The sequence below is a fragment of the Mesorhizobium amorphae CCNWGS0123 genome (genome assembly GCF_001686985.1).
GTDB lineage: Bacteria > Pseudomonadota > Alphaproteobacteria > Rhizobiales > Rhizobiaceae > Mesorhizobium > Mesorhizobium amorphae.
In genome coordinates this window covers 541,519-554,506 of sequence record NZ_CP015322.1, presented here as the reverse complement: position 1 = coordinate 554,506, position 12,988 = coordinate 541,519, and the positions used below count along the sequence as shown (strand labels likewise).

At 59.7% G+C, this 12,988-nt stretch carries 11 protein-coding genes and 2 pseudogenes; 4 read left to right on the top strand and 9 right to left on the bottom strand.

Features of this window, described 5'->3' with window-relative positions; translation table 11 throughout:
* Positions 1–13: 13 nt before the first annotated feature.
* Positions 14–196, bottom strand: a complete 183-nt coding sequence (locus A6B35_RS37440) for a hypothetical protein (protein ID WP_006201718.1) — start codon at positions 194–196, stop codon at positions 14–16.
* A 247-nt stretch (positions 197–443) separates the two neighbouring features.
* Here A6B35_RS37440 and A6B35_RS32460 point away from each other — a divergent pair.
* From A6B35_RS32460 to A6B35_RS32450, 3 genes and pseudogenes are all read left to right on the top strand, one after another.
* Positions 444–1,143: pseudogene (locus A6B35_RS32460) on the top strand (sulfotransferase domain-containing protein); the annotation flags it as partial.
* Positions 1,144–1,279: 136 nt separating this feature from the next.
* A pseudogene (locus A6B35_RS32455) lies at positions 1,280–1,525 on the top strand (carbonic anhydrase family protein); the annotation flags it as partial.
* Positions 1,526–2,162: 637 nt separating this feature from the next.
* On the top strand, positions 2,163–3,467 hold the full coding sequence (locus tag A6B35_RS32450; RefSeq protein ID WP_006205083.1) for a dicarboxylate/amino acid:cation symporter: 1,305 nt from the start codon (positions 2,163–2,165) through the stop codon (positions 3,465–3,467).
* Between the two features lie 298 nt (positions 3,468–3,765).
* Here the strand turns inward: A6B35_RS32450 and A6B35_RS32445 are convergent, their stop codons facing one another.
* The 7 genes from A6B35_RS32445 to nifB form a co-directional block, all read right to left on the bottom strand.
* A complete protein-coding gene (locus A6B35_RS32445; RefSeq protein ID WP_006205084.1) occupies positions 3,766–5,673 on the bottom strand; it encodes an ABC transporter ATP-binding protein in 1,908 nt (635 codons plus the stop codon).
* Positions 5,673–7,514 (bottom strand): ABC transporter ATP-binding protein, encoded by a 1,842-nt coding sequence (locus A6B35_RS32440; protein ID WP_065518386.1) that lies wholly within the window; start codon positions 7,512–7,514, stop codon positions 5,673–5,675. The genes A6B35_RS32445 and A6B35_RS32440 overlap by 1 nt, the downstream gene beginning before the upstream one ends.
* A gap of 118 nt (positions 7,515–7,632) precedes the next feature.
* The gene (locus tag A6B35_RS32435; protein WP_006205086.1) at positions 7,633–8,517 is read right to left on the bottom strand and encodes an SIR2 family NAD-dependent protein deacylase; all 885 of its coding nucleotides are present in this window, start codon (positions 8,515–8,517) and stop codon (positions 7,633–7,635) included.
* Between the two features lie 42 nt (positions 8,518–8,559).
* Positions 8,560–8,772 carry a putative nitrogen fixation protein NifT gene (gene nifT, locus A6B35_RS32430; RefSeq protein ID WP_006205087.1) on the bottom strand — a complete coding sequence of 71 codons (213 nt, stop codon included), beginning with the start codon at positions 8,770–8,772 and terminating at the stop codon, positions 8,560–8,562.
* Entirely contained in the window at positions 8,769–9,095 is a 327-nt protein-coding gene (locus A6B35_RS32425; protein WP_006205088.1) for a nitrogen fixation protein NifZ, read from the bottom strand. Before A6B35_RS32425 ends, nifT begins: the two co-directional genes overlap by 4 nt.
* Before the next feature lie 99 nt (positions 9,096–9,194).
* Positions 9,195–9,389 carry a 4Fe-4S dicluster domain-containing protein gene (locus A6B35_RS32420; RefSeq protein WP_006205089.1) on the bottom strand — a complete coding sequence of 65 codons (195 nt, stop codon included), beginning with the start codon at positions 9,387–9,389 and terminating at the stop codon, positions 9,195–9,197.
* Positions 9,390–9,423: 34 nt separating this feature from the next.
* Positions 9,424–10,848 carry a nitrogenase cofactor biosynthesis protein NifB gene (gene nifB / locus A6B35_RS32415; RefSeq protein WP_244426041.1) on the bottom strand — a complete coding sequence of 475 codons (1,425 nt, stop codon included), beginning with the start codon at positions 10,846–10,848 and terminating at the stop codon, positions 9,424–9,426.
* Here nifB and A6B35_RS36950 point away from each other — a divergent pair.
* Positions 10,751–11,116, top strand: coding sequence for a hypothetical protein (locus A6B35_RS36950; RefSeq protein ID WP_244426043.1), 366 nt, complete (start codon positions 10,751–10,753; stop codon positions 11,114–11,116). The two genes, nifB and A6B35_RS36950, sit on opposite strands and share 98 nt — an antisense overlap.
* 20 nt (positions 11,117–11,136) lie before the next feature.
* Here the strand turns inward: A6B35_RS36950 and nifA are convergent, their stop codons facing one another.
* Entirely contained in the window at positions 11,137–12,903 is a 1,767-nt protein-coding gene (gene nifA, locus A6B35_RS32410; RefSeq protein ID WP_040583651.1) for a nif-specific transcriptional activator NifA, read from the bottom strand.
* Positions 12,904–12,988 lie beyond the last annotated feature (85 nt).

The following is a 12,988-nucleotide window of genomic DNA, read 5'->3' as shown; positions in this document are numbered from 1 at the left end:
AGGTGCATCACGTCTACACCGTCGAATTGTCGCCAGGGACCTCGGCGTCAGCGAAGCGCTCATCCAGGACCTGACCCTCGGTCTCGAGCCCGAGGACGGCGTCATCTGGGTGTACGGCGCCAACGATGACGACGGGATCTTGGCCTTCACCGATGAGGGCATCGAGGAAGTCAAACTCCTCCTCGAAGAATATCATCGCGTCTCCCCATCGAAAGCTTGACCCCAGCACCGCGGTGCTCAGGTGCTCATGGCCGCCGGATACGCACGCCTGCGGTCTTCACCGGATGGGTACGATCAGACGCTGATAGTTCTGTCTTGTTTGTTTCCGCGCTTCGGTTCCTAACACTGTTGAACGGACCGGCGCACAGATGACAGCGGATCTTGTACTGGGACGCCACCCGGACCGCCTGCAATTCATGCAAGTTGGAAACACGCAATGACGCATGGCGATGCCAAGGACTGGGACGCACTATCTGGAAGCGTTGCTGAACGAGCATCCGAACGTGTTGAGCAACGGTGAGTTGCTCAACACTTGTGATACGAATTGGCTCGACAAAGCTCGCATGCTACGCAGCGATCGCGAACTCCTCGAGCTCGCCTATCTGTGCTTTCCCGCAGGGAGCGACAAGAAGGTGACGCATGTTGGTTGCAAGATCAACGAACCTCAGTTTCACGATCGCCCGGGCTTTTTTCCGAACTGGTCCGTCGGCCCGGCCTCAAGGTCATCCTTGTGGTTCGCACAAATACCTTGAATCGCTGCGGTCGCTGGTGCAGGTGAGGCAATCCGGCCAGTGGCTGAAGTTCGGCTCGGACAGTCAAGCGGCTTCCCCGCCGCGCATCAGATTGTCAATCGCCAAGTGCCAGGCCTATTTCAAGACTGCCGACGGTTTCCACGCTCGGGTGGCGCACGCCTTTGCACCGACCAGCATGCTTGAGATCGAATATGAGAGCCGTCTTCGCGAACCTGCCGCATGCTTGGCAACGATTTGGGATTTCCTGGGGGTCCCAACGCTTCAGCTTTCTGGCAGCGCCATCCTTCAGCGTCAGGAGACGCGACCGCTGGATCAAACGATAGAGAATTTTGATGAGCTGCGGCTTCACTTCGCGAACAGACCTTACGCGAGGTTCTTTGAGGTTGATGACGTCTTTCGGGCAAGGGCAGCGAGCGATCGGACGGCAACCGAGATCATCCCAAAGCTGAAAGCTTACTCGGACACCGGCACGATGTTACAGCCGACACCAAGCTAGGGGATCTTGGCATCTATTCACTTGAACTGCGCGGCCAGGCGATGAGATGGCGCTCGACGAGGTCGATCCCAATGGGCTTTTGCCGGCCTCGCTCGGCTACTGGACCTGTGAGGGATCATTGACGACGACGCCCTGCACCGAGAACGTCGAGTGGATGTTGGCAATGGATCCGGTCGAGGTCGACGCTGTAGACATCAAGCGATTTACCTCGCTCTTCCCCCTGAACGCGCGGCCGCTTCGTGCACCCAATCGGCGCTTCACCCTGGGCCGTGACTGAGGCTGAGGCCTTTGGGCGTGCAGCCAACCGCGGTGGGTTGCGACGCCGGGTCAGGTTGAGATGCTTCGCGATCTCGATCACTCAGCGCTCTCTAGCTTGATAACAGAAGAGCGGGGCGTCGCTCCCGATGGCACGAAGCGTGTCATCAAGTGCGGCTTCCTTGGCAGTGGCCGAACTCCGAAATATCTGTTGAACCGCACGTCGCTTGCTGCGACCGGCGGAATCAGTCTCTTGACGTACCTTTTCAAAGTATCGGCGGCGACGCGGCAACGACACGGTCGCATAGGACCTGCTTTGCTTCTGGCGCGCGCATGCAACCTGTCGCAAGAAGACAAGCCTAAAGGGCCGAGCATCGCAATCCAGAGAGATCGACCGACGGACGATTTGGCGAGAAGCATCATGGGGCGTGCTGGATCTCGTCTGCCACCGTATTCTCCAGGCCGGCCGTTGACGAAGCCTGGTGCGAGATTCCGCCAGGAAAGCCGTTAGTTCGGCCTGCACTGGACACCTGAGAACCGCAACATTTGGTCTGGCATGGCTCTTGCGCCCAAGGTGGCAGCCGCGTTCGGCCGGAGCGCTGCTTGGGAGAAGCCCGGGACGGTCCGAAACCCGCCCAGATCCGGTCAGGGAGAGAAAAATGCTAGCTCCACCAGTCCGCAGCGCGCCTCGCGCGCCTCGCAAGCCTCTCTACGCCCAGCTTTACGTGCAGGTGCTTGTCGCCATCGCCCTCGGCGTCGCAACTGGCTATGTCTGTCCGGGGATCGGCGAGAGCCTGAAGCCCCTGGGCGATGCCTTCATCAAGCTCGTCAAGATGATCATCGCGCCTGTCATCTTCCTGACAATTGCGACCGGCATTGCCGGCATGAACGATCTTCACAAGGTCGGCCGGGTCGCCGGCAAGACCATGGTCTACTTCCTGAGTTTCTCGACGCTCGCACTGATCGTCGGCCTCATCGTGGCCAATGTCGTTCAGCCCGGCGCCGGCCTCAATATCGATCCCGCCTCGCTCGACCTCCAGTCCGTGAACAGTTACGCCGCAAAGGCCCACGAGCAGTCCGTGACGGACTTCCTGATGAACATCATTCCGTCGACGATCGTCGGCGCGTTTGCGCAAGGCGACATCCTGCAGGTGCTGTTCTTCTCGGTTCTCTTCGGCATCGCGCTGGCGATGGCCGGTGAGGCGGGCAAGCCTGTCGTTTCCTTCCTTCAGGCGCTCATCGCGCCCGTCTTCAAGCTCGTCGGCATTCTGATGAAGGCTGCCCCGATCGGCGCTTTCGGCGCAATGGCCTTCACCATCGGCAAATATGGCATCGGCTCGGTTGTGAACCTGGCGATGCTGGTCGGGACGTTCTATTTCACCGCCTTCCTCTTCGTGTTCGTCATCCTCGGCGCGGTCTGCCGTTACAACGGGTTCTCGATCGTTGCTCTCATCGGCTACATCAAGGAAGAGCTGCTGCTTGTTCTCGCAACGTCCTCTTCGGAGGCCGCGCTACCCTCGCTCATGGAGAAGATGGAGAAGGCCGGCGCCACGCGTTCGGTCGTGGGCCTCGTCATTCCGACCGGATACTCCTTCAATCTGGACGGCACCAATATCTACATGACGCTGGCAGCCCTCTTCATCGCGCAGGCGACGAATACGGATCTGTCGATCGGCGACCAGATCCTGCTGCTCCTTGTGGCGATGCTCTCTTCGAAGGGCGCTGCAGGGGTCACAGGCGCCGGCTTCGTCACGTTGGCCGCGACGCTCTCCGTCGTACCTTCCGTGCCGGTGGCCGGTATGGCCCTGATCCTCGGCATCGACCGTTTCATGTCCGAGTGCCGGGCCCTCACGAATATCGTCGGCAACGCGGTGGCATCCCTCGTCGTCGCTCGCTGGGAGGGCGAATTGGACCGCGTAAAGTTGGAAGCCGCCTTGTCTGGCCATCAGCTTGCCGAGACATAGCTGGCCAACTAACGATACAGACGCCCGCCGGGAAGGTCGCAGTAGCGCGGCCTGTTAAATCGCTGATTGGCCTGGAAATGAAAATTGGCCGCACAAAGGTGTGCTTTCGTCTGCAGGTAGCAGGCAGTTAGATGCTATGCCGTCCCAGGGCAGCGCCGGATGCTGATTTGCATCAAACCAAAACACGAATGAGATCCATTTTGCTACCAACAATCGCACAAACCTCGTTGAGCTCGCAAACCAGCCGCCAAGCCAACCATTTCGCAGCGGCAAGCCGCAGACGATTGCTGGTCAGAAATCAGGTCTTTGCGCCGGTTTGGGCTGAGGTATCGAGTTCCTCATCGGGGATGTCGTCGAACGAGGCGTGGTTGAGGTTGTAGAGTTTGGAATAGAGCCCGCCCATGGCGATCAACCGGTCGTGCTTGCCGGTCTCGACGACTTGGCCATTTTGGAGAACGATGAGGCGGTCGGCGCCTCGGACTGTGGCAAGCCGATGGGCGATGACCAGGCCCGTGCGGCCTTTGAGAAGCCTGATCAGTGCCTTCTGGATGAGCTTCTCCGTATAGCTGTCGATATTAGCGGTTGCCTCGTCAAGTATAAGGATCTTGGCGTTTGCAACGAGCGCGCGGGCAAAGCTGATAAGCTGGCGCTGGCCGAGCGAAAGATTGCCGCCGCGTTCGCTTACATCGGCCTCGTATCCACCAGGAAGGTTCACGATGAAGTCGTGCGCGCCGACCGCTTTGGCGGCCTCGATCACCTCTTCGCGCCTGGCGTCGGTCTTGTGGTAGCGGATGTTCTCGAAGACCGTGCCGGTGAAAAGGAACGGCTCCTGAAGCACCATGGCGATATGACGGCCGAGCGATTCCTGGGTGAGATCGCGCACGTCGTGTCCACCGATCAGCACTTGACCCTGCTGGACCTCATAGAAGCGGTGGACAAGCGCCATCGCGCTGGATTTGCCCGAACCGGTCGGGCCGACGAGGGCGACGGTCTCGCCGGGATTGACCCGAAAGGACACGTTCTTCAATACCGGATGCTTGCGGTCGTAGCCGAAAGTAACGTTCCTGAACTCCACCGAGCCGTCCATGTCGGGCGAAAGCACCTTGGCATTCCGCTTGTCCTGGATGTCAATCTTGACGTCGAGCACGTCGGTCAGACGCTTTCCGGAGGCCATCGCGCGCTGCATGATCGAATATTGCAGAGTGAGCGAGCGGATCGGATCGAAGAAGCGCTGGATGTAGAAGAGGAAGGCAACCATCACACCCGCGTCGATGCCGCCACTCATGACCATCGCACCGCCGACCATCACGACGACGGCCATGGCAACGCCCGTCAGGCTATCGACGATCGGCACCATGACCTGCGCATATTTGGCAGCCGTCAGATGCGTCTTGAGATTCGCATCGGCCTTATCATCGTAGAGGCTGAAGTTGACCTGCTGGCGGTCCATGGACTGCACTGCGCGCACGCCCTGAATGGCCTCTGCCAGCGCGCCATTGGCGACAGAGTTGGTCTCGTGCGCGGCCATGAAGGCATCGCGGGCGCGCGGCAGCCAGAAGATGCGCACTATGAAGAGAACCGGCAGGACCGAAAGCGTAAGGAGGCCTAACCGAAGGTCGAGCCACAGCATGACCAAGACGATGCCGAAGAGAAGGGCAACGTCGCCCAGCGAGAACAAGGACGTTTCGAGGAATTCCTGCATGGAATTGATGTCGCCCTGCAGACGAGACATCAGGCGTCCGACCTCCGTCTTGTCCATGAAGGAAAGTGAGACCTTCTGCAGATGGCCGAACATGGCGCGGCGTATATCGAAGAGAACATTCTCGGCCATCTTGCCGATCACCGTCTCTTGCGTGTAGCTGGCCGTGGAATTGACCCAAATGGCAAGAAGGAAGAAGCAGGCGGCTGCAAGCAGGGCTGAGCGATCGCCACTTCCCGGGGACATCCCATTGTCGATCGCATAGCGGATGATCAGCGGGATGAGAAGCTGCGTCCCGGTGAAGACAAACATTGCGGCTAGCGAGATCATCATCTTGGTGCGGTAGGGCCGGACGAATGCCCAAATGCGTCGGACAACGTTTTTGTCAAAGGCCCGTCCGAACAACTCCTCTTCGACGCGATGGGACCCGACGACCGCACGCGGAGGGCGCCGGCCGTCGTCGCGGATATCGTTGCGTTCCGTCTCGACTTCGCCGGCGTGGGCCATCAACTCCCTCCCTCTTGTTTGGGCAGCATGTCATCGCCCGGGGGCACTTGAAGATCGTAAAGGGCCTTGTAGCGTCCGTCCTTCGCCAGAAGCTCTTGGTGAGTGCCACGCTCGACGATCTCTCCATTCTCGATAAACAGGATGTTGTCGGCATGCATGAGCGAACTCAGGCGGTGGGCGATGATGATGGTCACGCGATCCTTGGCAAAGCGTCGCATGGCGCTGCGAATGCGCTGTTCGGTGGCTGCATCGATTGCCGCCGTCGAGTCGTCAAAAACGATGACGGACGGGCGCAGCATCATCGTGCGGGCGATCGTCAGGCGCTGGCGCTGGCCGCCCGAAAGGGAGACGCCGCGCTCGCCCACGACTGTTTTGTAGCTGGTCGGCAGGCCGAGAATGTAATTGTGAAGCTGAGCAGACTCGCTCGCGCGCTCGATCCGCTGTTCCTCGGCCCAGGGATCGCCATAGGCAACATTGTTCTCGATCGTCGTGCTGAACAGGAAGGCATCCTGCTGCACGACCGCGACCGCCCTGCGAAGCGTGGCAAGGGTGACCTCGCGGACGTCCTGGCTGTCGAGCGTGATGGTGCCGCCAGTGACATCGTAAAAACGGGGGATCAAATGAGCCATCGTCGACTTGCCGGAGCCCGGGGGGCCAACGATCGCGATCGTCTGGCCCTTGCGGGCCTCGAAACTTATATTCTTCAGAATTGGGCGGTTCTCGATGCCGTTATACGCGAATGAAACATTGTCGAAGCGTAAGGTCCCTTGGCTGACCTCAAGCGGTCTCGCGCCCGGTGCGTCCTTGATCGCGATATCTAGGTCGAGGAGCCCGAATAGGCGGGAACCGCAAGTCGAAGCGTGGGCGAAGGCGTTGACCATGAAGCCGATCTGGCGGACCGGCATTTGCAGGATCATCATGAAGGTCAGGAACATCGTAAGCGTCCCGACGCTAGTCTCGCCAGCGATAACTTTGTTGCCGCCAATCCAGAGGACCAGAGCCATGGCAAAAAGGAAGGAGAAAGTCATCGCCGAGGTGTTGCGTACGCGGATATCGACACGGTCATGGGCGAGACCAAGCGCTTTCTTCGAGGCGTGGTCGAACTTCAGCATCTCGTAAGGCTGCGCCGCAAAGGCGCGCACGACGCGAATGCCGCCAAGATTTTCTTCCATTACGCGGCCCAGAACCGAAAGCCGATCCTGCAGGTCGAGCCAGGTGTGGCGCAGCTTGAGCTGAGTGACCGATGAGCGCCATCCGACGAACGGCACGAAGCTCAGCGTGAGGAGACCAAGCGCCAGGTCGGTGGATATCAGCATGCAGGCGCCGATCCCGATCAGCATGATGAGCAGGACGGCGCGAACCAGAGCGGTGGAAAAATACATTCGCACGCCTTCGAGATCGAGCATGCCGATGGTAATCAGATCGCCTGAATGCGCCTGGTCGTGAAAGGAAAAGCTAAGGCGCTGGATCTTTTCGTAGTAGGCAAGCCGCAGTTCGTACGCGATGTGATGTCCTACCGCCTCGGCAAAATAGTTCTGAGCCAGTGTGAAAAGGCCTCGCAGCACACTGACGGCAAGCAGCAGGAGAGCTGAGGTTCGGAGCGCCTCATCCGCTGCCGCGCCGGCAATACCCCCACCGATGGCTGTCTGGGTGTGGTCGACGGCCCAGCCGATAAGCTGGGGGATGAGCAATTGGAGGGTTACCGCCACGAGTGTCGAGCCAATTGCAACGGCGACCTGCCACGGGTGCCGCAAATTCATGCGCGTAATGCGCAGTATCGTGTTCAAGCCCCGGCCCCAACCCGCCGCCTCTACATGCCCGGGCGAATTCCGGCCCTTCATCACGCCGCCACTAGCCTCACTGCTCAAGCGTATATTTCGGACTCAGGTCCGGCCGGGGGTGGGCGGTGAGCCGGACCACGATCAAAGGCCGTTGCGATACATGGCCCGCCATCATCTTCTAGACGCGTGCTGCGGCAAGCCGAGCCGCGGCTTCGCCTGCCGGCATGTCTATGACCGTGATTGCATTTGCTGCAAGGAAACGGCGTTCGTTTTTGGTCAGCGTTGCCGAATCGATTACCGCAAAGTGCGGGCCTTGGGAGCGCTTCATGATTTGCCGGGCGTAAGTGCGCAGCATCTGATCGTCGAAGCGACAGCCGAAGAAGAGGAAACCTCTGTTGGTGCGCCGTTCCTTCATGACTTGTGGGATAGGCGTCTGGATATCGATTTCGGTTAGGGTCTCGACATAGTCGGAATCTGCGACGAGGAAATTCGCGGCGGGCCTGATGCTGCCGTGTGGCGTATAGAGAACCGTCGTTGCCGCTGATCCGGGTTGGAGTTCCCTCCCGGCCAAGTCGTAGGTTCTTGTCCAAATGTCGGTGATTGCGTCCGCCCGCGTGACGCCTTGAATCTCGATGACATCCGTTCGGCCGGTCTCTGCGAGGGCTGCGCGCATGGCGCCGTCGTACCAGCTGTCGACGATGAGGGAGAGCGGCAGCGTTGCAAGCCAGGCGTGGAAAACGGTCGGCGCAACCGGCCCTGCGAATATCTCAGCCATCCAAGCCTGAAGCGTCCGGCGATGCCGGCGCTGTTCGATGAATTGGGCGACCGACCACATATTGGTGCGGATCTTGGAAGGCGCTGGCGCTCGCGCGTTGAGGGCAGCGGCGACGGTTTCCGGCGTATGCGGTACGGGTGGTTCCACGGTCTTGAGCCGGAGTAGACCCGGACCAAGATAGGGGATGATCTGATCGGCGTATAGCGCCTTCTTCAGCAGATCAAGCTGCTTTGAGGCATGACTGTCGCGAATGATGAAGAGATGGTTCAAGGCCGAGATCATGTTCATGCTCGTCTCCGGTTGGCGTTGTCATGTTGCCAGCCTGCAGCATCAGTCCTTGTCGGAGATCTTCCTTGCCTCGACAGTGATCGGCAGACGTGTATCCCGCGGAAGTTCGGGCAGGACGAGCCGCCAGCCGTTCCTGAGCGTTACGCACCCGCCCCACAAGTCTTCATTCTCGACCTTGACGATGGGCTCTTCGAGATCCTTCTTGGGAACATACGCCGACAGCCCGGCGCCGGTCCTGCGGATCATTACCTTCATCGGGCAGTTCCTTTATTAGGGCCAGCAGTGAATTCGGCACCGCAAGGATTCCCGGATTGGTCGAGGCTCATCAGTTCGTGGGCGCGCATGCCAACGACGGTGCCGCGATCGACCCATTCGACCGCATAGATGTAGAACTGCTGGAGAAAGGTGCCGATGTCGCGCACATAGCCTTCGTCGCCCTTCCGCACGAGGTTTTCGCCGATCTGGCGACCAGGATAGGTGCCGTCATTCCTTATGTGGCGTGTGGCACGGACCCGCTCCCCCGGCATCAATCGCGGAGGTTTGCGGATCTCGACCTCCTGTTCGCGTCCAAGGCCCATGCCTGTTCCTTTCCTTCGTCACGGCTGCAGGTTGTCAATAAAGAGGTAGAGGCCTCCTCGGGAGGTGACCGCGACCCGTGTCGCTAGCCCGATTGGAGGTCAGGCGGGAACGCAGGTCTTCGGTACCGGGCATACCGAGGCGCATTGCTGGGTATCGAAGGCCTCCTTGCATTCGGTGCATTCCTTAGGATCGATCACGTAGGCCTCGCCCTTGAACTTGATCGCGCCCGAGGGACATTCGAACTCGCAGGCACCGCATTGCGTGCATTGTGATGCGAGGATCTTGAAGGCCATTTCTCAACTCCTGGTTCGGTTGGAACGAGACGGCTCAGGCCGTCGCCGCCATTGGTTCGACCCCAAATTCGGCAGCGTAAAGCGCGCTGATCGCGGTCTCGATATAGTCATAGCCATAAACGTCCGTTGCCCGGATTCCAGCTTCCGCGAGCCGATCCTTGGGGCAATCTCCGATCTTGGCGCACAGCACGATGTCGATGCGTTCCAGCGCAGCGATAACGCCATCGAGGGTGGCGTCCGCGCCCCGGCCGCCGAGGCAATATTGCTCGACCTTGCGATGCCCGATGAAACTGATCCCTCTCGGCGAGGCCTCATAAACCTGGAATTCCTTCGAGTGGCCGAAGTGTTCGTTGACGCGCCCGCCGCCCTTGGTCGCCACGGCGACAAGGAGCGATTTGCCGGAGTCCGCTGCCTTGACGATCGCGACCGCTTGACTCTTGGCTGCCACATGATCGCCGCGCTCGCACGCGACCACCTCTCGATAGGCCTCGCGCTTGCCGGCGTCGTAGATAACTTCGCCGGGAAGCTTGTCGAGCGTGAACTCCTGGCCACGATCCTCGCCAAGCAGGCCGACCGCATCGGCCCGGCACTGCCGGCAATGGCGCATCAGCTTGGCGCCACCTCCTAGACTATCCTGAAGCGCTTTCAATTCCACCGGCTTTGGACCGCGCTGCCCGGTCAGACCGAAGTACGTGCCATGCGCCGGGTCGGAAATCAGCGGCATGACGTTGTGCAGGAACGCGCCGCGCTCCTTGACCCATCTATTGACCTCGATCAGGTGCTCGTCGTTGACGGTGGGAATCATCACCGAATTGATCTTGGTAAGGATGCCGCGCGCGGTCAGCATCTCCAGGCCTAACATCTGCCGCTGGTGCAGGATCCGGGCAGCTTCGACGCCGGTGTACCGGCGGTGGTCGTAAAAGATCCAGGGATAGATCTTTGCGCCGACCTCTGGGTCGATCATGTTGATGGTGATTGTCACATGATCGACATTCATGTCGGCAAGCTCGCCAACATGGTCCGGCAGCGCGAGCCCATTGGTGGAGATACATAGTTTGATGTCGGGGATTTCCCTGGCAACTCGCTCGAACGTTGCCTTTGTTTTCTTCCAGTCGTAGCAGGCATCGCCCGGTCCGGCGATGCCGAGCACGGAAAGCTGCGGCACTTCGTTGGCGACCGCGATCACCTTGCGTAGCGCCTGGTCTGGGGTCAGCCTTTCCGAGACGACCCCAGGCCGGCTTTCATTGGCGCAGTCATATTTGCGATTGCAATAGTTGCACTGGATATTGCAGGCCGGCGCGACCGCCACATGCATGCGCGCGAAATAATGGTGGGCTTCTTCTGAATAGCACGGATGGTCCTTGATCTTCTCCCAGATAGCCGGGTCCATGTCGTCCGTCTTTGCGGACAAGCCGCAAGATGGAGATGCGCAGCCACCGGATTTCGCAGTCGCCAGCAAACGGTCGAAGGATTTTGTGCTGGCCACGCCCTCAAGCGAAATCGTCGGTGCGGACATCAAACGGCTCCATGCCAGGGCGAACGTCCCCATTCAACTGCAAGAGCTGCGCCAACTTGAAAAGCGCGATTCGTTCAATGTGTTAGGTATTCGTTTCCGCTTCTGGCCGTTTGTTCCGACACATTTTTGTCAGGCTTCCGACATGGACAGGCGAATTGGATCGCGGCACCGCATCCCACGCACGGAAGAGGGGCCAACAACGCCAGCTTGACCTTTGACGTCGCCGGCACGTTAGAACTTCTTCACCTCGATACGGTACCGGCGCAGAGCATAGCCAATCTGCCGCGGCGTGAGGCCAAGGATACGAGCCGCCTTGGCCTGAACCCAGCCGGACTTCTCCATCGCATCGATCAGCCGGTCGCGGTCCGCCAGACGCGGGCCGGCTGCGGGGTAAGCAGGATCGTTCGGATCGCAGACCTGGACGGGCAGTACCTCGCCTTCGGCGCCGCCGATGCGCCTGGACGGCAACGGCGGCGATGCGACCGGCATGCGGTTGCCCCGAGCGAGCTCTTCGCGGGCATTGCTGCCGGGCGGAAGGTCTGCCCCTTTCCAGAGGCGCGAAGAAAGGCACTGGCTATTCTGGCAGGCGAAATCCGACGTGGCGACCGTCGTTGAACGCGCAAGCGTGGCCGTCCTTCGCACACAGTTTTCCAACTCACGCACGTTACCTGGGAAGTAGCATTGCGAGATCAGGTCGAGCGCCGAGGGTGCGAAGTCGAGGTCGCGGTGGTTCTCCCTGTTGAAGCGTTGGAGGAAGGCTTTCGCAAGGCGTCGAATATCGCCGGGTCGCTCTCGCAGCGGAGGCAGCATGATTGGCACCACATTAATGCGGTAGTAAAGGTCGGCCCTAAACTCTCCCTTCACGACTGCCGCCTCGAGGTCCTTATTGGTGGCGCATATGAGCCGGACATCGACCGTTAGCGTCCTGGTGCCGCCGACTCGCTCCAGTTCGCCTTCCTGCAAGACGCGCAACAGCTTGGCTTGAAAGGCAGGCGAAATCTCGCCGATTTCGTCAAGCAGCAGGGTTCCGCCATTCGCCAATTCGAAACGACCGGCGCGCTGCGAGATAGCCCCGGTGAAGGCGCCCTTTTCATGCCCAAACAACTCCGATTCCAGAACGCTTTCAGGCAGTGCGGCGCAGTTCAGTTTGACGAAAGCCTTCTTGCTGCGAGGTGAAAGCTCATGGATGGCCTGTGCAAAGAATTCCTTGCCGGTGCCACTTTCACCTCGAAGAAGCACGGTGGAATTAGTCGTCGCGACGACCGAGACGGTTTCGAGCACCTGCTTGAGTGCTGGACTTTCCCCGATGATCCCGCCGATTTTGACATGCGAATGCCGGGCGGGGTTGGTCCTTTCCTCGCCGAGCGATTTTTCCGGTCTGCGTTGCTCCTCTTTAAGCCGCTGACCATCTGGGTTTAGGATGCGGTGCAGGCGGATGGTCCGGCCGACAAGGTTGGCGACCATGATCAGGAAGCGTAAGTCTTCGTCGCAGCGCACGCTGGTGGTGCCGTCCCCGACACGGTCGATCGACAATGTCCCAAGGATTTTATCCTCAGCCTTAATCGGGACTCCGATAAAGCTAACCGGGACGGTGCCGCCGCTCGAAAATGTTTTAAGGTCAGCCTGAAAGAGTTCGGACTTGCTGACATCCTGTATGACAAGCGGCGTCCCCGCAGCGACGATTTGGTCTACGACGCCCTGAGGTATGGCGCGGCACAGGCCTGATTGAGGTGTGTGGTCGTTGCTGGCAGTTGCGGTAATCTCCGCCTCTCCTTCAGCGCCCAGGACGACTATTGCACCATGACGCATGTGCACAAACGAGGAGAGAATATTCACCACATTGGCGAGCGTGATCTCCAGCCGGGTAGGGGCGGTCAGGCTCTTGGATATCGCGTAGATTCCCTTGACCGAAATATCCGCCTCGTGCATGGTTTTGCCAGGCGACCGGCTCGTCCGAAGGCCTATTTCATCCACCCGATCGCGCAATACTTGAGTCATGGAGACACCTCAGGGGTTGTGCAGCGTGCTTCTCCCCGAAGCGGCTTTTTGTGTTTCGATTCAGTATTGACGACCCCCAGTTGAA

Excerpts from the sequence above, each read along its gene's own strand:
- nifT (WP_006205087.1), bottom strand. The coding sequence starts at position 8,772 with ATGAAGGTAATGATCCGCAGGACCGGCGCCGGGCTGTCGGCGTATGTT.
- A6B35_RS32450 (WP_006205083.1), top strand. The coding sequence starts at position 2,163 with ATGCTAGCTCCACCAGTCCGCAGCGCGCCTCGCGCGCCTCGCAAGCCT.
- A6B35_RS32420 (WP_006205089.1), bottom strand. The coding sequence starts at position 9,389 with ATGGCCTTCAAGATCCTCGCATCACAATGCACGCAATGCGGTGCCTGC.
- A6B35_RS32435 (WP_006205086.1), bottom strand. The coding sequence starts at position 8,517 with ATGAACATGATCTCGGCCTTGAACCATCTCTTCATCATTCGCGACAGT.
- A6B35_RS37440 (WP_006201718.1), bottom strand. The coding sequence starts at position 196 with ATGATATTCTTCGAGGAGGAGTTTGACTTCCTCGATGCCCTCATCGGT.
- nifA (WP_040583651.1), bottom strand. The coding sequence starts at position 12,903 with ATGACTCAAGTATTGCGCGATCGGGTGGATGAAATAGGCCTTCGGACG.
- A6B35_RS32425 (WP_006205088.1), bottom strand. The coding sequence starts at position 9,095 with ATGGGCCTTGGACGCGAACAGGAGGTCGAGATCCGCAAACCTCCGCGA.
- A6B35_RS32440 (WP_065518386.1), bottom strand. The coding sequence starts at position 7,514 with ATGAAGGGCCGGAATTCGCCCGGGCATGTAGAGGCGGCGGGTTGGGGC.
- A6B35_RS32445 (WP_006205084.1), bottom strand. The coding sequence starts at position 5,673 with ATGGCCCACGCCGGCGAAGTCGAGACGGAACGCAACGATATCCGCGAC.